This window comes from Ruegeria sp. BHSB196, from assembly GCF_059613135.1.
Genome location: NZ_JBXWRY010000004.1, coordinates 120,281 through 139,895, shown reverse-complemented (window position 1 = coordinate 139,895; position 19,615 = coordinate 120,281). Strand labels below are relative to the sequence as shown.

Sequence of the window (19,615 nt, the reverse complement as noted above, 5' to 3'; positions counted from 1 at the left end):
GCGCCAAACCCGGGCGTCTCAGCGGTCGGTCGAAACGCCCGGCTCGCCGTCGATGAAGAGGTTCTGGTTGAGGCTGTCGCCCTTGGCCAGAGGCCCAAGGATCACCGTCGTGCGCGTTCCGGCGCTGTCATGAACGACCCACTTCCGCAGTTCGACGGGATCAGCGGTGAACATAAGCTCGATCTTGCCATAGTCCGGGTTCTGGGGATCCTGGGCCGTCACGATCGTGGACGTTCCGTCGAAATCGTGACCCACAACCATGTTGGCCTGATCGAGATTCACGCGCGGCGCCAGGACGATCGAGAGCGGCGTGCGTCTCAGCGGATATTGCTCGGGCGGTTGGTTGGACTTCGGATCGTGGATGATCACGGTTCCGCTTTTGGCCAGTACCACCGCCTGGTTCGGCGGGTCGTATTCGAACCGCATCCGCCCCGGCCTTTGCAACCATAGCTTGCCGGTACTGAGCGAGCCGTCATCGTTGACCTGCGTAAACGTGGTCTGAACGGTGTCGAGCCCGTTCAGGTAGCTGGAGATCTGCGACAGCGGCAGTTTGTCTGCCGCCCAGGCCGCAGGCGCGGCGAGAGACAGCGCAATGGCAAGGACGATTTGTTTCATGCCAGTTCAGATAGGCGCTCTGCCCCCGCTTGGGAATGCCCCTATTGTTCGGGCACCAGAATTTCGCGCTTTCCGACGTGGTTGGCCGGCGAAACGATGCCTTCTTCCTCCATCTGCTCCACCAGTCGCGCGGCCTTGTTGTAGCCGATGGCAAGTTTCCGCTGGATGTACGAGGTCGAGCATTTGCGATCCTTGATCACGATGGCCACGGCGGTGTCGTACAGCGCGTCTTCGCCATCCGTGTTGCCGCCCGTGTTCAGGCCGAGAACGGCGTCGATATTGTCGGCCTTTTCCTCATCCGGCCCTTCGACCACGCCGCCCACATAGTCCGGCGGGCCAAACTGCTTGAGGTGGTTCACGACCTCTTCCACCTCTTCATCCGACACGAATGGCCCGTGACAGCGGGTGATCTTGGCGCCGCCCGCCATGTACAGCATGTCGCCCTGGCCCAGAAGCTGCTCGGCCCCCATCTCGCCCAGGATGGTGCGGCTGTCCACTTTCGACGTCACCTGGAACGAGATCCGGGTGGGGAAGTTGGCCTTGATGGTCCCGGTGATCACATCGACCGAGGGCCGCTGCGTCGCCATGATCAGGTGGATCCCCGAGGCCCGCGCCATCTGCGCCAGGCGCTGGATGCAGGCCTCGATCTCCTTGCCCGCGACCATCATCAGGTCGGCCATTTCGTCAACGATGACGACGATATAGGGCATGGCCTTGGGCTCGAATTCCTCGGTCTCGAAGATCGGCTCTCCGGTTTCGTCGTCGAACCCGGTCTGGACCGTGCGGCTGAACAGCTCGCCCTTGGCCAGGGCGTCCTTTACCCGGCCATTGTACCCGGCGATGTTGCGCACACCCATCTTGGACATCTTGCGATAGCGGTCCTCCATCTCGCCCACGACCCATTTCAGGGCGACCACCGCCTTTTTGGGGTCGGTCACGACGGGGGACAGCAGGTGCGGGATGCCGTCATAGACGGAAAGTTCCAGCATCTTGGGGTCGATCATGATCAGACGGCATTCATCCGGTGTCAGCTTGTACAAGAGCGACAGGATCATCGTGTTGATGGCCACCGACTTGCCCGAGCCGGTTGTCCCCGCAATCAGCAGGTGCGGCATCTTTGCCAGGTTGGCCACCACGGATTCACCGCCGATATCCTTGCCCAGCGCGAGCGGCAGCGCTTGGTTGCCGTCGCCGAAATCGCGGCTGGCCAGAATTTCGCGCAGGACCACCATTTCACGATTGTCGTTGGGCAGTTCGATGCCGATGACCGACCGGCCCGGCACGGTGGACACCCGCGCCGACAGGGCCGACATCGAGCGCGCGATGTCGTCGGCCAGACCGATCACCCGGCTGGCCTTGAGGCCAGGCGCCGGTTCCAGTTCGTACATGGTGACAACCGGGCCGGGGCGGACGCTGACGATCTCTCCCTTCACGCCATAATCATCCAGCACGTTCTCAAGCATCCGCGCGTTTTCCTCCAGCGCCTCGTCGCTCAGGTGATGGCGCTGGATGTTCGAGGGGTTGGTCAGCAAGCTCAGCGGCGGCAGTTCGAAATCCGAATGCTGATCCTCGAAAGAAAGGGCCGGTTGCGCCTCGGCCTGCGCGCGGCGCGAGGGTTGCGGCATTCGGCGCACCGGTTGGGCGACAACCGGCTTGCGCGGCTCGGCAACCGGAACCGGCACCCGAGCGGTATCGGCACGCGGCGCTGTCTCTTCTTCGATCAGAGGCTCGATGCCGTAGTCCGTTTCAAAGTCGGCGTCTGGCAGCTGCCCATGCTCCGCTCCGGGTGCAGCGTCTTGCGATGCGCGCGCTGTCAGGGGCGGTTCTGGAGGCAGACCGGCAGCCGCGGTCAGGGGCGGCTCCGGCGGCAGATTGCCGCCGCGATGCGGGTTCAGGATCAGCGGCTCGGGACCACGGCCGCGGCCCTTGGTCAGGGGACGGGCAGGATCGGGCTCGGGCGCGGCGATCCCGGCAGCGACCTTGCGGCTTTGCACGGCGGCCGCGATCTTTGTACGGATCCGGTCGTCACCGGGCATGTCGTCGAATCCTGTCACGGGTTCCGGTTCAACCAGCTCCGGCTGCGGCATGGGCTCCGGTCGGCGGATCAGCCCCGGCATCCTGCCCAACAGGCCGGTTCTGGGCGCCTGCGCGGGCTGGGGCATTTCCAAGGCAGGTTCTTCGATCAGGTCATCGGCATAGGTCGCCGCATCTGCGGCAGCGGCATCCGCCGCCATGGCGCGAGAGGCCATGCGGTGCTCGGTCCAACGCGCCCGGCGCTCCCGCGCCGCTTGCGCCGTGGCCGATGCACCGCGGCCCAGCAAGGTCATCACACCGTCATAGGTCATCACCAGACCCAGAAGGAAGGCGCGGAACCCGCGCTTCACATCGGCCATGGTGAAACCCAGAACAAAGACGCCCAACGCCAGCATGCCCGCCGCCATGCCCAGCGACATCAGCTTGACCATGACATGGGACGAAATCGGCAACAGGATCAGCAGTGCGCCCATGACAGTGTCGCCGAACAGGCCGCCCAGCCCAAAGCTGTGCGTGGCCCGCCACTCCGGGCCGGGAACGAGGGTCGCGGCATAGACCGAAACCACGGCAATCCAGATCGGCGCAAAGATCAGGCGGGCGATGGCGCGTTCTTCGCCCGCATGGAGCGCGAACCTGATACCCCATGCGATCAGCACCAGTGCAACGCTCCAACTGCCCCACCCGACGATCATGAAGAGCGGCGCGGCGATCGAAGCACCCAGCCGTCCCATCCAGTTCTGAACCGGAGCGTCGGTCGAAACCATCCAATTCGGATCGTCCGGTGTGTAGGACGCGATCATCGCGGCTGCGCCCAGCCCCAACAGGAACAAAGCGATCCCGATGAGCTCCTTGCCCCGCCTTTCGATCGCCGCCTGCATCTTGCTGTCCAGCAACGGATCGCGGCTACGCGTGTTGTATGATGCCATGCTACCCCTCGTACCTTACTTGTAGATGCAGTCGCGAAGCGTGATCAGGCCCCGCTGCACCTCTGTTTTTGGGGCCACCATCGCGACCCTGATAAATCCCTCACCCGGATTCTGACCCGGCTTTCCCTGGGCCAGATAGGCGCCCGGCAATACTCGAACGCCGGTTTCCCGCCAGAGTTTCATGGCGGCCTGCTCGCCATCGTCCACCGGCAGCCACAGGAAGAACCCGGCCTCGGGCGGCATGTATCCCTGAACACCGGCAAATACCTCGTCCGCGATGCGGTACTTGTCCTGGTAAAGCGCCCGGTTCTCCTCGACATGCGCTTCATCGGCCCAGACCCTTGCCGCAGCGGCCTGCAGCGGTGACGGCAGCGGTGCACCGGAATAGGCGCGCAACTGTTTGACCCGTTTGATCGTTTCCGGCCCTCCCGCTATCAGCCCCGAACGCAGGCCCGCCAGATTCGACCGCTTGGACAAGGAATTGAACAAGGTGATTCGTTCAGGATCCGCGCCCAGTTCGCGGGCCACGGTCAGAACGCCGGTCGGCGCCTCGGACCGGTAGATTTCGGAATAGCACTCGTCGGCGAAGATCCGGAAATCGTACCGTTCGGCCAGCCGGATCAGGTCAGCCCAATACGCGCGCGAAGCCACCGCGCCCTGCGGATTTGCGGGCGAACAGATATAAGCCACGGCGGCTCGGTTCAGCACTTCGTCGGGCAGACCGGCATAGTCCGGCAGGTGCCCGGTCGCGGCGGTGGCCGGAACGAAAACCGGCTCGGCGCCGACCGAAATCGAAGCGACCATATAGACCTGATAGAACGGATTCGGGCACAGGACGACCGGTTTGCGCCCGTTTTTCTGCTCGGGACAAAGCGCCATGGCGGCGTTGTACAGCCCTTCGCGCGTGCCGTTCAGGGCCATCACATTGGTTTCGGGGTCCAGCGCGACACCATAGCGGCGTTGTATCCAGTCGGTGATCGCGGCGCGGAGTTCGGGCGTGCCGTCGTTGTTCGGATAGCCCTGAAACCCAGCCACATTCTCCATGATCACATCCGCGACCCATTCGGGAAACGCATGCTTCGGCTCGCCAATGGTCATATGCACGACATCGCCGCCCGGCTCGTGATGGTCGAGCAAGGCGCGAAGACGCGGGAATGCATAGGCCGGTAGGTTCGAAAACCGCTCGGGAAAATCCATCTGACTGCCTCAATACGGGATCGTTGCGCCCCGTTTTGGCTCAAGTTACAGGCGGCACCCCTGTGCGTCCAGACAAAGCGGTGTGCAAACAGGGGATTGTGGCATTCAGGCCAGAGCCGATTCGGCGGCCGCACCCAGCCGCAACAGCGCCTCTTCCGAGTGCGGATGGCCCATCATCATCAGCCCGCACCCCGGATTTCCGGTGGGCAAGGTGAGCGCGGCCAACCCCATTAGGTTCGCAATCCGCGTGTTCCGCAACGCCAGAAGATTGTTGGTGACATAGTAGTCATGATCGTTCATCAGCCGCTCCAGATTGGGCGGCGTGATCGGCGCGGTGGGCGCAAGGACCGCATCGAATCCGGACGTCGCCGCGTCCCAGGCGGCGCGACAGTTTTCCAGCTTGGCCCAGGCGGCGACGTAGTCGGGGCCAGAAAAGTTCTTTCCAGCCCGAAACCGCTCCAGGATCTCAGGAAACATGACCTCGGGGCTGGCTTCGATGACGTCGCGCCACAAACCGTACGCTTCGGTCGTGTACAGAACACCCGACAGGGCCATCGCCTCGGCCAGTTCGGGGACCGCCAGAGGCACGATTTCCGCGCCTGCCGCGGAAAGGCGGGTCAAGGCGTGCTCATGGGCCGCGCCGGGAGCATCGCGGATGTCGTCAAGGGCCACGGTTTGCAGGGCCGCGAATCTGCGCCCCTTCAACGTCGCGCCCCGCAAATCGGCAGGCGAGCCTCCTTCCAGCAGCGCCAGCAGCTGCGCCGCGTCCTCGACCGAACGGGCAAGCGGACCCACGGTGTCGAACTTCAGGCAAAGCGGGACCACGCCTTCCAGGCTGAGGCGCCCCGGCGTGGTCTTGAGCCCGACGAGATCGTTCCAGGCCGACGGGATCCGGACGGAACCGCCCGTGTCAGACCCGATGGCACCGGCCGCGAGGCCCCAGGCGACCGAGGCCGCCGCCCCCGATGACGATCCGCCCGGCACCGCGGTCTCATCGTGGATGCAGGGTGGCGTCGCCGTGACCGGGTTCAGCCCAAGACCGGAAAAGGCAAGTTCGCTCATATGCGTCTTGCCAAGACAGACGGCGCCCTGCGCGGTTGCATGGCACAGGACGGCGGCGTCCGACTCGGGCACACGTCCCTTCAGCAAGGCCGAGCCGGACTCGGTGCCAATTCCGGCTGTGTCAAAAAGGTCTTTCCAGCTGATCGGAACCCCGTCGAGCAGAGAGCGCCGCAAGCCCAGGCGGGCGCGCTCCCGGGCAGCGTGTGCCTCGGCGCGGGCGCGGTCATGGGTGACGCGGGCATAGATGCGGTCGCGATGGGGATGGGCGTCGATGGCCGTCAGACATGTTTCGGTCAGTTCCACAGGGTCGATTTCGCCCCGCGCGATTCCGCGGCCCAGGTCGCTTGCCGTCATCGTCAGCCAGTCCTGCATCGCACCCTCCCTTTGCGCCGTGGCGACGGTAGCGACAGGACGGCCCATGGACAATCCCGATTGAGGCAGCATATTGCAGCTCATGGAAAAGCACGCGGAAATCCTGATCATCGGTGGCGGCCTGAACGGCCCGGCCCTCGGACTGGCGCTGGCGCAGACCGGTCATTCGGTCACGCTGATCGACGCACTGGCCGAGAACGTGCGACGAAACGCAAGGTTCGATGGGCGCGCCTATGCGCTGGCCCTGGCCTCGCAGAGGCTGCTCGGGGCCATCGGTGTCTGGGACCACGTTGACGAGCATGCGCAGCCGATGCTCGAAATCAAGGTGACGGACGGCCATGCGGGCGCAGGCCCGTCGCCCTTTTTCATGCATTTCGATCACGCGGAAATCGAAGAAGGCCCGATGGGGTACATGGTCGAAGACCGCCACCTGCGCCGGGCCTTTCTGGATGCGGTTTCGCAAGTCCCGAATATCACCCGGATCAGTGGGGAATCCGTAGTAGGACAGGAAACCGGACCGCACGGCGCGACCGTGACTTTGGATGACGGTCAGCGGCTGCAAGCCGACCTGCTGGTGGGGTGCGACGGCCGCCGCAGCGGAACGGCCGAAAGGGCCGGCATCAAACGCACCGGATGGGACTATGGCCAGACGGCCCTGGTTTGCGCCATTGCGCATGACCTGCCGCACAACGGCATCGCCCACCAGTTCTTCATGCCGCCGGGACCGCTGGCGATCCTGCCACTGACAGGCAACCGCAGCTCGATTGTCTGGAGCGAGCGGACCGAGATGGCACATCGCATCAACGCCATGCCCGAGGCGGAATACATCCAGGTTCTGCGCCCGCGCTTCGGCGATTTCCTCGGCGATATCAAGCTTGAGGGCGACCGGTTCACCTATCCCCTGAACCTGACCATCGCCAACTCTTTCATCGGGGATCGATTGGCGCTGGTGGGCGACGCGGCGCATGGGATGCACCCGATCGCAGGTCAGGGTCTGAACGCGGGGTTGCGCGACGTCGGCGCATTGGCCGAGGTGCTGACGCTGGCCGGGCGGCGTGGCGAAGATATCGGCTCGACACCCGTGCTTGAGCGGTATCAGGAATGGCGCCGGTTCGACACAGCCACGCTGGCTTTGGCTACGGATTTTTTCAACAAACTGTTTTCAAACGACAATCCAATCCTGCGCCTGGGTCGCGACATTGGGATGGGAATCGTGGGATCCGTCCCTAGCCTGCGCCGTGGTTTCGTGCGCGAGGCTGCGGGCCTTACCGGCGACCTGCCCAAACTGTTGCAGGGGCGCGCGATCTAGTCCGGCCCCTCACTCCAACGCCCGCGCTTCGTCCACCAGCATCACGGGAATGCCGTCCCGGATCGGAAAGGCGAGGCCGGCAGCCTTGGACACCAGTTCCTGCCGCTCGGAATCGTATTCAAGTGTCGTATGCGTCTGCGGACAGATCAGCGCCTCGAGCATGTGGCGGTCGAATCCGATTTGGGTATCCGTCATTGCAGGGTTTCCTCGCTTGATCCGCCGCGCAAGGCGAATTCGATCAGTGTCACCAAGGTCTCACGCCGTGTCGAAAGACAAGGCGCCTCGAGCAGGGCCTGTTTGTCCTCCGGATCGAAATCCAGAAGCATGGACAAGGAATTGACCAGCAGTTCGTCATCCGCATCCTTCAGGGAGTCCCAATCGGTGGACAGATGGCGGGCCGAAAAGTACCTTTCGAGCAAGCGCAGAAATCGCGAGCGGTCAAACCCCCCATCATCCTCGGGACGACCGAGATCCCGCTCGAACCCATCCCAGGACACCGCGCAGCGACGATAGGGCGTAAAACCATCTAGCTCTGCCTTGATCCGGAACCTGGATATGCCGGTCAGGGTGATCAGATAGCGCCCGTCTTCGGTTTCCGAAAACTGCGTCACGCGCCCTGCGCACCCGATCATGTGCAACTTGCTTCCGTTGCTCTGGCACGGATTCGGCTGCACCATTCCGATCAACCGCTCGGAGGTCTTGAGAGCATCGTCCAGCATCTGGAGATAACGCGGCTCGAAAATGTGCAGCGGCAACCGGGCCCGCGGCAACAAGAGCGCGCCGGGCAATGGGAATACGGACACCGTGTCCGGCAGGTCGGCGGGGTGCATCATGTATCGGAGTGTAGCCCTGATCGGGCTTTAGGCAAATATCATCGAACTGAGCTTTCGTCGCCCGTTCAGAACCACCGGATCGTTGGGTTTGAGAGCGTCGAAAATGGTGAACAGCTGCGTTTTTGCGGCGCCGTCGTTCCATTCCCGATCCCGGCGGAACAGTTCCAGCAGTTGCTCCACAGCGGCCTCGACATTGCCGTTTGCGTGCAGCGCCTGTGCCAGATCGAACCGCGCCTGGTGGTTGTCTGGGTCGGCTTCAACCGCGGCCGTCAGATCCGCCACTGGACCGGCATCGGCTGCCTGACGGGCCAGCTGCAACTGGGCGTGGGCCGCCTCCAGTTCCGCCGAATGCGAGATTTCCGCCGGCGCACCATTCAGCACGGCTTCGGCCTGATCCAGGTCGCCCAGCGCGATGTGCGCGCGCACGAGGCCACCATAGGCGGCAGCGTGTTTCGGATCTTCGCCCAGGATGGCCGCAAATGTCTGTGCCGCATCCACTGCCGCCCCCTGGGCCAACATCTCTTCGGCGGCCTGAACCGCATCGTCCAACTGGCCACCCGGGCTTTGCCCGCCCGCGGCCTCGATCACCCGATCAACGAATGCCTTGATCTCGGACCCGGGCACCGCCCCCTGGAACCCATCGACCGGCTGCCCCTTGTGAAACGCATAGACGGTGGGAATCGACTGGATGCGCAACTGCGCGGCGATCATTTGCGATTCATCGACGTTGATCTTGACCATCTTCACCGCCCCTTTGGCGGCTTTCACGGCCTCTTCCAGCATCGGGCCGAGCGTCTTGCACGGGCCGCACCAGGGCGCCCAGAAATCGACGATGACCGGCGTTTCCTGCGATGCCTCGACCACATCGGCCATAAAGGTCGCCTCGGTCCCATCCTTGATCAGATCGGTGGCTGTGGGCGCGCCTGCGCCGTTCAGAATGTCCATGGCAACAACTCTCCGGTTCGAACCTCGCCCCTATATGCAACTGCCCGAGGCGGAAACCAAGAGCAGAGTTGCGCGCGCTGTTTTCTCACAAATCGAAAGTCGCAAAGACCGGCGCGTGATCGCTGGGCTTATCCCAACCGCGGGCGTCGCGCAGAATGCGGCTGGAATGGCCGGCATTCGAAACATCAGGCGTGGCCCACACATGATCCAGCCGCCGCCCCTTGTCCGCCGCGTCCCAGTCCCGTGCGCGGTAGGACCACCAACTGTAGAGCAGCCCTTGGGGAATGTCCTGACGCGTGATGTCGACCCAGCGTCCCGCTTCCTGCGTCTGGCCGAGATGCTCGACCTCGATGGGCGTGTGGGACACGATCTTGAGCAATTGCTTGTGCGACCAAACGTCGTCTTCGCGCGGGGCGATGTTCAGATCACCGACCAGGATCGCCTTTTCCGGCCTTTCGGACCGGAACCAGTCGCGCATTTCGGTCAGATAGTCGAGTTTCTGGCCGAATTTCTCGTTCACCGTTCGATCGGGAACGTCCCCTCCGGCCGGAACGTAGAAATTGTGGATCGTCACCCCGTTTTCCAGCCGTCCAGCGACATGACGCGCGTGACCCAGCCCGGCGAAATCCTTGTCGCCCAGATCTTCGATCGGCAGGCGCGACAGGATGGCGACGCCGTTGTATCCCTTTTGCCCCCGCGCGATCAGGTGCGTGTAGCCCAGTTCCGAAAAGCTCTCCGTCGGAATCTTCTCGACCGGAGACTTGCACTCCTGCAGGCACAGGACATCCGGTGCTTCTTCCTGAAGCAATTTCAAGACGATGGATTCGCGCAGACGGATCGAGTTGATGTTCCATGTGGCAAGGGTAAAGGGCATGGGCCGGGACGCTCCTCGTTGTCGGTCGCGGCAAACTAGCGTGCCGCCTGCCGCTGCGCTACCGCAATCGGCGGTCCATTGCAGGGTATCTGACCGATCTTTTTTAGCTTGTCCCGGCCTCGGGGACTGTATGGCAAAAAAAGGCCCCGGCGTTAAGCCGGGGTCAGTCCAACAGGGAGGTGCATGTCATGACCCGGACATGCGCGGGTTGCTTGAAATCTAAAGTTGCGCCCAAGGTATCACTTTGATCCAGGTCAATCCATGCCCAGTCAAGACACAAGCCGATATCCACCCGACTCTGTGACCAAAAGGCGCGCATTGGAGGGGTCGGGTTCGATTTTCTGGCGCAGGCGATAGATGTGGGTCTCCAGCGTGTGGGTGGTGACGCCCGCGTTGTAGCCCCACACTTCGTGCAGCAGCACGTCGCGCGGCACCACGCCCTCGGTCGAGCGATACAGGAACTTGAGAATGTTGGTTTCCTTCTCGGTGAGGCGAATCTTGCGGTCGTCCTCGGTGATCAGCATCTTCATCGCCGGCTTGAACGTGTAGGGGCCAAGGACAAAGATCGCGTCTTCGGATTGCTCGTGCTGGCGCAGTTGCGCGCGGATGCGTGCCAGCAACACCGGAAACTTGAAAGGCTTGGTCACATAGTCGTTGGCGCCGGCATCCAGACCCAGGATCGTGTCAGCGTCGCTGTCATGGCCGGTCAGCATGATGATCGGGCTCTTGACCCCCTGCTTGCGCATCAGGCGGCAGAGTTCGCGCCCATCGGTATCCGGCAGCCCCACATCGAGGATGACAAGGTCATAAATCGCCTCCTTGGCCCGCTCCAGCGCACCCTGCCCGTCGGCAGCTTCGAATACATCGAAATCCTCGGTCATGACGAGTTGTTCGCTGAGCGCCTCGCGCAGATCCTCGTCGTCATCCACAAGCAGGATTTTCTTGAGCTGAGCCATATCCCAGTCCTCCTTGGCTTTTTGATCACTTGAGCGCGCCGCAGTCTGTTCGCAAGATTTGCTGCAAATCTCTCACGCCCTCGTGTCCGTCGCTCGGTAAATGTTTCACTTTTGAGTCCGGAGGGAATAGGTAAAGCGCAGGATATTTCAGGTGAAAGCGCATGAGTCTCTTTCCGGACATAACCGAATTGCTGGCCCGCGCGCGGGCCGATCTGCGTATGGGATTGCCGGTCGTGTTGACCGACGATGCAGGGCATGGCGCATTGGCGCTGGCGGCGGAAACGCTCGGCGTCCAAAGGCTGGCCGACCTGCGGGCGCTCGGCGGCGTGCCGGTCGTGGCCATCACGGATCGGCGGGCCGAAACGCTCAAGGCGCGGGCCTATGACGGCGATCTGGCCCGGGTGGTCATCCCGGCGGATGCCGAAATGTCCTGGGTGCAGGCCGTGGCCGACCCGTCGGACGACCTGAATACCCCCATGAAAGGCCCACTAATCAGCGAGCGGCAAGGAAATGCCAGCCTGCACCGCATGGCGATTGCCCTGGCCAAGTCCGCCCGCCTGCTTCCCGCAGCGGTGGTCTTGCCGATCGAGGATGGCGCAACATTTGCCCGGTCGCACGGTCTGACCCGCATCGATCACGCCCAGGCTGCGCCGCACATCGCGGATCGCAGCCCACTGCGCGAGGTCGTCGCGGCCCGGCTTCCGATGGAGGTGTCCGAGGCCGGGCGTCTGCACGTTTTCCGCCCCGATGACGGCGGCGAAGAGCATTACGCAGTTGAGATCGGGCGACCCGACCGCGAGAAGCCGGTTCTGGCCCGCCTGCACTCGGCGTGTTTCACCGGCGATCTGATGGGCAGCCTGAAATGCGACTGCGGCCCGCAATTGCGCGGCGCCCTTGCGCAGATGGGTGCCGAAGGCGCGGGTGTCCTGCTGTATCTCAATCAGGAAGGGCGCGGAATCGGGCTGGCCAACAAGATGCGCGCCTACTTCCTTCAGGATCAGGGGTTTGATACCGTCGAAGCCAATCACCGGCTCGGCTTCGAGGATGACGAGCGGGACTTTCGCCTTGGCTCGGACATCCTGCGGTCGCTGGGCTTCAAATCGGTCCGGCTGCTCACCAACAACCCGGCCAAGATCGCCATGATGGAGCGGACGGGTATAGCCGTGACCGAGCGTGTGCCCCTCAAGGTCGGTGAGACCGCGCACAATCGTGGGTACCTTGCGACCAAGGCCACAAAGTCCGGCCATCTGCTGTGACGCCCTTCGATCTGGTCTTGTGTCCGAAAGGCGCCCGGTTTCGCGGCTATGTCTTCCCCTGTGCCATCGGTCGGGGCGGCGTGAGCCGCGACAAGCGCGAGGGTGACGGGGCGACGCCCGCCGGCACGCACCGGATCACCGCCATGCTGTACCGCGCGGATCGCATGACGCGCCCTGCGCGCTGGGCGCGACCCATAGGGCCGCGCGATCTCTGGTCGGACGATGTGCGTGATCCGCTTTACAATCAATTGGTTCAAGCCCCGCACCCGTACGGCCACGAACAGCTTCGTCGCCCCGACCCGCTGTATGATCTGGTGCTGATCACCGATTGGAACTGGCCAAGCGCGGTACCGGGCCGCGGGTCGGCCGTCTTCGTGCACCAATGGCGGCGGCCGCGGTTTCCGACCGAGGGCTGCGTCGCGTTCCGCCGCGATCACCTGCGCTGGATCGCGGAACGGATCGGCCCCGGCACCCGCCTGATCATCCCACCGGTCTGACCCGCTCGCCAAAGATGGCCGACCCGACGCGCACATGGGTTGCCCCAAGCGCAATCGCGGATTCGAAATCGCCGCTCATGCCCATCGACAATCCGTTCAACCCGTTCCGTGCGGCGATCTTTGCCAGCAAAGCAAAATGCAGCGACGGCTCCTCATCGACAGGCGGAATGCACATCAGCCCGTGAACCGGCAGGTCCATGGCCAGGCACTCGGCAATGAACGCATCCGCTTCGGCCGGCATCACGCCCGCCTTTTGCGGTTCTTCGCCGGTGTTGATCTGGATGAACAGATCCGGGCATTTGCCAAGCTCTTGCGCCAGGCGCGCGATGGTCTTGGCCAGTTTGGGCCGGTCGAGCGAATGGATCGCATGGCACAATTCCATAGCTTGCCGCGCCTTGTTGGTCTGCAATGGGCCGATCAGGTGCAGATCGATCCCGTCATATCGCTCGAAAAAGCCCGGCCACTTGCCCGCAGCCTCCTGAACGCGGTTTTCGCCAAAGCAGCGATGGCCGAGCTTCAGAACCTCCTCGACGCGGTCATCGGGTTGAAGCTTGGAAACGGCGATCAGCTTGACCGAACCGCTCGGGCGGCCAGCCTCCGCTTCGGCTTTGGAAATTCGGGCGGTGATGTCTTGCAGCGACATGGAATTCCTCGATCTGCGCTTTGCGGGCAGAAAAACACCATGTTGGCGCAAATGAAAAGGGCAGGTCCGAAGACCTGCCCACATTCGATACCGTCAAGCGGTGTACAGCTTAGAAGCTGAAGTACACACCAGCCTGGAAGGTGTCGTTGTCGTTCGACGCACGGCGCCAGCCGGTTTCGAACGAAACGCCGCCGCCCAAGTCGTACGAGTAGTGCAGACCGTAGGTGGTGCCTTCGTTTTCGTTCGAGCCCGCAACACCGTCACGGTTGTCGCCACGGCCGGCTGCAACGTCGGCTGCCGAAACTGCGTCTTCGTCGGTGACGAAGGCCAGCAGGTTCGAAGCGGCGCCGATGTCGACGTTACCGTAGATGCCCCACTTGCCGATGCCGTCGTTGTCGGCATATGCAACGCGTGCACCCCAGTTGCCGCCGTCATAAGCGACTGCAACAACGCCTTTGTCTTCCCACAGGAAGTCGCTGTCCTGATAGGCACCAGCGAAGGTCCAGTCGTTCCAGTTGTAGCTCAGCATGATGGCTGCGCGGGCCGGTGCGCCCGGTGCTGCGTTTGCAGTTGCGCCATTGTTGCTGTCGTTACGCTTGGAGTACGAGATGTGACCCACGAAGCCGCCAGCGGTGTAGAGTGCTTCAACACCGTTCGAGCCGGTGCCTGCCGACGAATATGCGTCCCAGTTGAAGAACTCGTCGTTGACGTTTGCAACGACCGAGTAGAAGCCGGCGCCGTCGATACCAACACCTGCGGTGCGGGTTTCGAGGTACAGGCCGGGCATGTTTTCAACCGCGCCGATGATGTTGCCGACGTTCACACGCAGGCCTTCATAGAACACGCCGAAACGCGCACCGTTGAACATTGCGCCGCCCGGCGCGTTGTCACGGCTTTCTGCCTGGGCACGGAAACGAGCGTCAAAGCCGACACCGCCGTCGGTCTCGGCCGACATGTCCACCTGCAGACGCAGACGGCTGGTGATGGTGGTCGACGAAACACCGTTCGAGTTGGTGCCGTTGGCGTCATTGTAGTCCAAGCCGAAACGGCCATAGCCGCTCAGGCGAACGTCTGCTGCTGCGACGCTTGCGGTAGCGATCAGCGCAGTCGTTGCGAAGAGAACTTTTTTCATCTTGTTTCCCTCGGTTTTCAATCATACGCCCAAACCGGAGAATCCGGCGTGGGTATGGACAGGGGTTTCGCTCTTTCGCACCCGTTTTGGCAAGGGCCGGACGCCACGAGCCGCCAAAGTCGTTTTGGATGGTGCAGCTTTGCCACACTGACATTCACCCGGTTGAATACCCGCCGCGCCTTCGCAATTCCGGCACCTTATACGGACTTGCCCATATCGGCGCGCTTTTGTAGGACTTCTGCACGCACTGCTTGGCCGGAGCCTCGGATGACGTTCGCAAAAACACTCAAGATCACCCTGCTTCTTGGCCTCGGCTTTGGCTTGGCCGCGTGTGGCACGCGCGGCGGTGGAATCAGCATCGCGGACGCCCCGCCGAATGACGGCGGCGTCATCGCGAACAACCGAGAAAGTGCGCCGCAAGCCTATGAAAGATCGTCAATTTGGGACGTTTTCGGACCTGACCGATCCGAGCAGGCCGGCAATGTGAACAAATACCTCTGGGCCGCCTCGCTGGATGTTCTGAGCTTTCTGCCCGTCCAGTCCGTGGACCCGTTTACCGGCGTGATCGTCACCGGCTACGGCCGTCCGCCGGGCGGCGGACGCTCGTATCGCGCGACGGTGCACATCAAGGATCCGGCGCTTGACGCGCGTTCCTTGTCCGTGGCTCTGCAGACCAATGGCGGCGGATCGGTGAGCCCGGCCACCGCGCGCGCCGTCGAAGATGCAATTCTGTCACGCGCCCGTCAGCTAAGAATTGCCGACGACAAACTCTAGAAACCCGCGCCAATTCGCTCTATCACCACGCCGGGTTTCCGCCCGGCGTTTTCATTCATGAAGGACCGCACGATGTCGCGCTACTCTGCCAACGAAATCGAAGCAAAATGGCAAGAAGCCTGGAGCAACGCCGGGATCTTCACCGCCACCCGAACGGCGGACAAACCGAAATACTACGTGCTCGAGATGTTCCCCTACCCTTCGGGCCGCATCCACATGGGGCATGTGCGCAACTACACGATGGGCGACGTGATCGCGCGCCACAGGCTGGCAACCGGCCACAACGTGTTGCACCCGATGGGTTGGGACGCCTTCGGAATGCCTGCGGAAAACGCCGCGATGGCCATCGGTGGACACCCGAAAGAGTGGACCTACAAGAACATCGACGACATGCGCGGGCAGATGAAGCCTTTGGGGCTTTCCATCGACTGGTCCCGCGAATTCGCCACCTGCGATCCCGAATACTACGGACAGCAGCAGGCGCTTTTCCTCGACATGCTCGATGCCGGTCTGGTCTATCGCAAGAATGCCGTGGTCAATTGGGATCCGGTGGACATGACGGTTCTGGCCAACGAACAGGTGATCGACGGCAAGGGCTGGAGGTCAGGGGCCGAAGTCGAGCGGCGCGAACTGACGCAATGGTTCTTCAAGATCAGCGACTTCTCGGAAGAACTCCTCGACGCGCTCGACACGCTGGACAACTGGCCTGCCAAGGTTCGACTGATGCAGGAGAACTGGATCGGCAAATCGCGTGGGCTGGAGTTTTCCTTCGCGCGCACGGATGGCGGCGATCCGATCGCCGTCTATACCACGCGGCCGGACACGCTGATGGGGGCGTCCTTTGTCGGCATTTCGCCGGACCACCCCATTGCCAGACAACTTGAGGCAGAGCGTTCGGAAGTCGCTGAATTCGTTGCGGAATGCCGCAAGGGCGGGACGACGGAAGAGGCCATCGAGACCGCCGAGAAACTGGGCTTTGACACTGGGATCAGGGTCAAGCACCCGCTCGACCCCAATTTGGAACTGCCGGTCTGGATCGCCAATTTCATCCTGATGGATTACGGCACCGGCGCGATCTTTGCCTGCCCCGCGCATGACCAGCGCGATCTGGATTTCTGCCGCAAGTACGACCTGCCGGTGATCGACACCTTCTTTGCATTGGATGACGACACGCCGGTGGAAAACACCGCCTTCGTACCGCCCAAGGAACAAATGGTGCGCTGGGTCAACCACTTCGCCGGGCTGACCGAGGCCACCGGCCAGGAAGCCATCGACGCCACGATCGACTTTGCCGAGAAGGCCGGCTGGGGCAAGGGCGTCACCAAGTACCGTCTGCGCGACTGGGGCCTGTCGCGCCAGCGCTACTGGGGCTGTCCGATCCCGGTCGTGCATTGCGATGATTGCGGCGTGGTGCCTGAAAAGAAAGAAAACCTGCCGATCCGCCTGCCCGACGATGTCACCTTCGACAAACCGGGCAACCCGCTGGACCGTCACCCGACGTGGCGCGACTGTGCCTGCCCGTCCTGCGGCAAACCGGCCAAGCGCGAAACCGACACGATGGACACCTTCGTCGATTCGTCGTGGTATTTCGCGCGCTTCACCGCGCCGCACGCCAAAACGCCCACCGATCTGGCCGAGGCCGAGTACTGGATGAACGTCGATCAGTATATCGGCGGCATCGAACACGCGATTCTGCACCTGCTTTACTCGCGGTTCTTCGCGCGCGCGATGCACATCACCGGGCATTTGCCCCAAAAGGCCATCGAACCGTTCGATGCCCTGTTCACCCAGGGCATGGTGACGCACGAGATCTATCAGACCCGCGACGAAAAGGGCCGACCGGTCTATCACCTCCCCGAGGATGTCGAGGACGGTAAGCTGAAGGCCACTGGCGAACCTGTCGAAGTCATCCCCTCGGCCAAGATGTCGAAATCCAAGAAGAACGTGGTCGATCCGGTGCCGATCATCTCGGCCTTCGGCGCGGATACCGCGCGTTGGTTCGTACTGTCCGACTCACCGCCCGAGCGCGACGTGGAATGGACCGCCGCCGGGGCCGAAGCCGCACACAAGCACCTGAGCCGCGTCTATCGCATCGCCTCGGAGATCGCGGAGTCCGACGTTGCCCCGAATGACGAGGATTCGGTGTTGCTGCGCGAGATGCACAAAACAATCCACGATGTGACCGTCGGCATCGAATCCTTCGGGTTCAACGCGTCGATCGCCCGGTTGTACGCCTTTACGAACACCCTTTCGAAATCCGGGGCCGGGACACGGGCCAAGACTAAGGCGGCCAGGACGCTTGCACAGCTCATGTCGCCGATGACCCCGCATTTGAGCGAGGAGATCTGGCACATGCTGGGCGGTGAGGGGTTGGTCGCGACAGCGCCCTGGCCGGTTGCCGACGAAGCCATGCTGGTCGATGACACGATCACGATGCCGATCCAGATCAACGGCAAGCGCCGCGCCGAGATCAGCGTTGCCAAGGATCTGGAAAAGGCCGAGGTTGAAAGAATCGCGCTCAGCACCGAAGCTGTGAAGCGGGCGCTGAATGGCGCCGCACCAAAGAAGGTGATCGTCGTACCGGGCCGGATCGTGAATGTCGTTGTTTGACCGAAGATCCCTGCTGATGGTCCCGCTGGCACTTGCGGCCTGCGGGTTCCAACCGGTCTATGCGCCGGGCGGCAGCGGCTCGGAACTCTATGGGCGGACCGTGGTTTCCGCGCCCAGCGACGTGAACTCCTTTCTGCTGGTTGAGAATCTGGAACAAAGGCTCGGTCGCAGCGCGGCGTCCGGCGGCGCATATGCGCTGAACGTCAATGTCTCGACCGCCGTTCAAGGCGAGGCGATCACCGCAACCAACGAAACCACCCGGTACAGCATCGTCGGCCGCGTGAACTATTCCCTGAGCGGCACCGAGTCCGGCGCGGTGCTGGCCTCGGGGACGGTGAACAATTTCGTGAGCTATTCCGCGTCAGGTTCAACCGTGGACACGCTGGCTTCGGAACGGGATGCGCGCCGGCGGTTGATGGACATGCTGGCCGATCAGGTGACCAACCAGCTCTATGCGACGCTGGGCGCGCCGGCATGAAGCTGAACGCGCGCGAGGCCGAGGGCTATTTCGCCAAGCCGGATGTGAACAAGACCGGGGTGCTGATCTACGGCGCGGACGCCATGCGGGTTGCCCTGAAGCGGCAGCAGGTGATCGCGGCCCTTCTGGGACCGAACGCCGAAGAGGAAATGCGCCTGACACGGATCCCCGGCACCGAATTGCGAAGTGATCCGGCCGTGCTTCTGGATGCGGTCAAGGCGGTGGGGTTTTTTCCGGGGCAACGCGCTGTGCTTGTCGATGACGCATCCGACGCGGTGGCGCAGCCGGTCCTGACCGCGCTCGGGGAATGGTCGCCGGGTGACGCGCAGATTGTCGTCACGGGCGGGCAATTGAAAGCCAGTTCCAAGATACGCAAGGCATTCGAATCCCATCCCAACGCCTATGCGGTGGGCATCTATGACGATCCGCCGACCCGGTCCGAGATCGAAGGCACGCTGAGGCGCGCCGGCCTGACCGATCTGCCGCAGGAATCCATGTCGGCGCTGGTGGGTCTGGCCGCGAATCTGGGGCCCGGAGACTTTGCGCAGACGGTGGAAAAGCTGGCGCTGTACAAATATGGAGACAACAGCGCGTTGACCTTGGATGACATCGCCGCCTGCGCGCCAAGTTCGACCGAGGCCGCGTTGGATGACGTTTTGAATGTTGTTGCCGAGGGAAACGCAGCTGAAATCGGCCCGCTGATGCGTCGTCTGCAGGCGCAGGGAACGAATGCCGTGAGCCTTTGCATCGGTGCAACGCGCCATTTCAGGGCGCTCTATACCTGCGCCTCGGACCCCAAAGGCGCCGCGCAGGGGATCGGCCGACTGCGCCCACCGGTATTCGGCAAACGCCGCGACCGGCTGATCCGTCAGGCGCAAGGATGGGGTGCACAGAAACTTGAAACCGCGCTGACGATTCTGACGGACACCGATCTCGCGCTGCGCTCGGCCGGTCAGACCGCTCCGGCCATGGCGCTGGTGGAACGGGCGATGATCCGCCTGGCCATGCTTGCGCGATCACGCTGACGGGCGCTGACGGGGCGTTGCGCTTGACGGCAATGCGCCGTCAGCCATGGTGTAGGGCAGAGGCAATTCTCGGGGGC

General features: G+C 62.9%; 18 protein-coding genes. 7 read left to right on the top strand and 11 right to left on the bottom strand.

Going from position 1 to position 19,615, the window contains the following annotated elements:
• Positions 1 to 18 precede the first annotated feature (18 nt).
• The 4 genes from AC2FNJ_RS04710 to AC2FNJ_RS04695 all read right to left on the bottom strand — a co-directional run bounded on the left by AC2FNJ_RS04710 (position 19) and on the right by AC2FNJ_RS04695 (position 6,206).
• A complete protein-coding gene (locus AC2FNJ_RS04710; RefSeq protein ID WP_496762826.1) occupies positions 19 to 615 on the bottom strand; it encodes a LolA family protein in 597 nt (198 codons plus the stop codon).
• A 41-nt stretch (positions 616 to 656) separates the two neighbouring features.
• Positions 657 to 3,575, bottom strand: coding sequence for a DNA translocase FtsK (locus AC2FNJ_RS04705; protein WP_496762825.1), 2,919 nt, complete (start codon positions 3,573 to 3,575; stop codon positions 657 to 659).
• 15 nt (positions 3,576 to 3,590) lie between these two features.
• Positions 3,591 to 4,772, bottom strand: coding sequence for an aminotransferase class I/II-fold pyridoxal phosphate-dependent enzyme (locus AC2FNJ_RS04700; protein WP_496762823.1), 1,182 nt, complete (start codon positions 4,770 to 4,772; stop codon positions 3,591 to 3,593).
• A gap of 105 nt (positions 4,773 to 4,877) precedes the next feature.
• Positions 4,878 to 6,206: an amidase gene (locus AC2FNJ_RS04695; RefSeq protein WP_496762821.1), complete on the bottom strand. Its 1,329-nt coding sequence runs from the start codon at positions 6,204 to 6,206 to the stop codon at positions 4,878 to 4,880.
• A gap of 82 nt (positions 6,207 to 6,288) precedes the next feature.
• Here AC2FNJ_RS04695 and AC2FNJ_RS04690 point away from each other — a divergent pair, with 82 nt between their 5' ends.
• Positions 6,289 to 7,515, top strand: coding sequence for an FAD-dependent monooxygenase (locus AC2FNJ_RS04690; RefSeq protein ID WP_496762819.1), 1,227 nt, complete (start codon positions 6,289 to 6,291; stop codon positions 7,513 to 7,515).
• A gap of 9 nt (positions 7,516 to 7,524) precedes the next feature.
• Here the strand turns inward: AC2FNJ_RS04690 and AC2FNJ_RS04685 are convergent, their stop codons facing one another.
• The 5 genes from AC2FNJ_RS04685 to AC2FNJ_RS04665 form a co-directional block, all read right to left on the bottom strand.
• Complete coding sequence (locus AC2FNJ_RS04685) at positions 7,525 to 7,710, bottom strand: Trm112 family protein (RefSeq protein WP_496762817.1); 186 nt, start codon at positions 7,708 to 7,710, stop codon at positions 7,525 to 7,527.
• Positions 7,707 to 8,348, bottom strand: a complete 642-nt coding sequence (locus AC2FNJ_RS04680) for an LON peptidase substrate-binding domain-containing protein (RefSeq protein WP_496762815.1) — start codon at positions 8,346 to 8,348, stop codon at positions 7,707 to 7,709. The genes AC2FNJ_RS04685 and AC2FNJ_RS04680 overlap by 4 nt, the downstream gene beginning before the upstream one ends.
• 27 nt (positions 8,349 to 8,375) lie before the next feature.
• Complete coding sequence (gene trxA / locus AC2FNJ_RS04675) at positions 8,376 to 9,293, bottom strand: thioredoxin (RefSeq protein WP_496762814.1); 918 nt, start codon at positions 9,291 to 9,293, stop codon at positions 8,376 to 8,378.
• Positions 9,294 to 9,378: 85 nt separating this feature from the next.
• Entirely contained in the window at positions 9,379 to 10,167 is a 789-nt protein-coding gene (locus AC2FNJ_RS04670) for an exodeoxyribonuclease III (RefSeq protein ID WP_496762813.1), read from the bottom strand.
• Positions 10,168 to 10,436: 269 nt separating this feature from the next.
• Positions 10,437 to 11,123, bottom strand: coding sequence for a response regulator transcription factor (locus tag AC2FNJ_RS04665; protein WP_496762811.1), 687 nt, complete (start codon positions 11,121 to 11,123; stop codon positions 10,437 to 10,439).
• A gap of 161 nt (positions 11,124 to 11,284) precedes the next feature.
• Here AC2FNJ_RS04665 and ribA point away from each other — a divergent pair, with 161 nt between their 5' ends.
• Together ribA and AC2FNJ_RS04655 are read left to right on the top strand one after the other, a co-directional pair.
• On the top strand, positions 11,285 to 12,379 hold the full coding sequence (gene ribA / locus AC2FNJ_RS04660; RefSeq protein ID WP_496762809.1) for a GTP cyclohydrolase II: 1,095 nt from the start codon (positions 11,285 to 11,287) through the stop codon (positions 12,377 to 12,379).
• Positions 12,376 to 12,876, top strand: a complete 501-nt coding sequence (locus AC2FNJ_RS04655) for a L,D-transpeptidase family protein (protein WP_496762808.1) — start codon at positions 12,376 to 12,378, stop codon at positions 12,874 to 12,876. Before ribA ends, AC2FNJ_RS04655 begins: the two co-directional genes overlap by 4 nt.
• Here AC2FNJ_RS04655 and AC2FNJ_RS04650 read toward each other — a convergent pair.
• A complete protein-coding gene (locus tag AC2FNJ_RS04650) occupies positions 12,860 to 13,519 on the bottom strand; it encodes a YggS family pyridoxal phosphate-dependent enzyme (protein ID WP_496762806.1) in 660 nt (219 codons plus the stop codon). The genes AC2FNJ_RS04655 and AC2FNJ_RS04650 overlap by 17 nt on opposite strands.
• Before the next feature lie 109 nt (positions 13,520 to 13,628).
• Positions 13,629 to 14,651, bottom strand: coding sequence for a porin (locus tag AC2FNJ_RS04645; RefSeq protein ID WP_496762804.1), 1,023 nt, complete (start codon positions 14,649 to 14,651; stop codon positions 13,629 to 13,631).
• Positions 14,652 to 14,918: 267 nt separating this feature from the next.
• Here AC2FNJ_RS04645 and AC2FNJ_RS04640 point away from each other — a divergent pair, with 267 nt between their 5' ends.
• From AC2FNJ_RS04640 to holA, 4 genes are all read left to right on the top strand, one after another.
• Positions 14,919 to 15,425: a DUF3576 domain-containing protein gene (locus AC2FNJ_RS04640; RefSeq protein ID WP_496762802.1), complete on the top strand. Its 507-nt coding sequence runs from the start codon at positions 14,919 to 14,921 to the stop codon at positions 15,423 to 15,425.
• Positions 15,426 to 15,497: 72 nt separating this feature from the next.
• Positions 15,498 to 18,035 carry a leucine--tRNA ligase gene (gene leuS, locus AC2FNJ_RS04635; protein WP_496762800.1) on the top strand — a complete coding sequence of 846 codons (2,538 nt, stop codon included), beginning with the start codon at positions 15,498 to 15,500 and terminating at the stop codon, positions 18,033 to 18,035.
• Positions 18,022 to 18,513, top strand: a complete 492-nt coding sequence (gene lptE / locus AC2FNJ_RS04630) for an LPS assembly lipoprotein LptE (RefSeq protein WP_496762798.1) — start codon at positions 18,022 to 18,024, stop codon at positions 18,511 to 18,513. Before leuS ends, lptE begins: the two co-directional genes overlap by 14 nt.
• A complete protein-coding gene (holA, locus tag AC2FNJ_RS04625; protein ID WP_496762796.1) occupies positions 18,510 to 19,538 on the top strand; it encodes a DNA polymerase III subunit delta in 1,029 nt (342 codons plus the stop codon). Before lptE ends, holA begins: the two co-directional genes overlap by 4 nt.
• Positions 19,539 to 19,615: the final 77 nt, after the last annotated feature.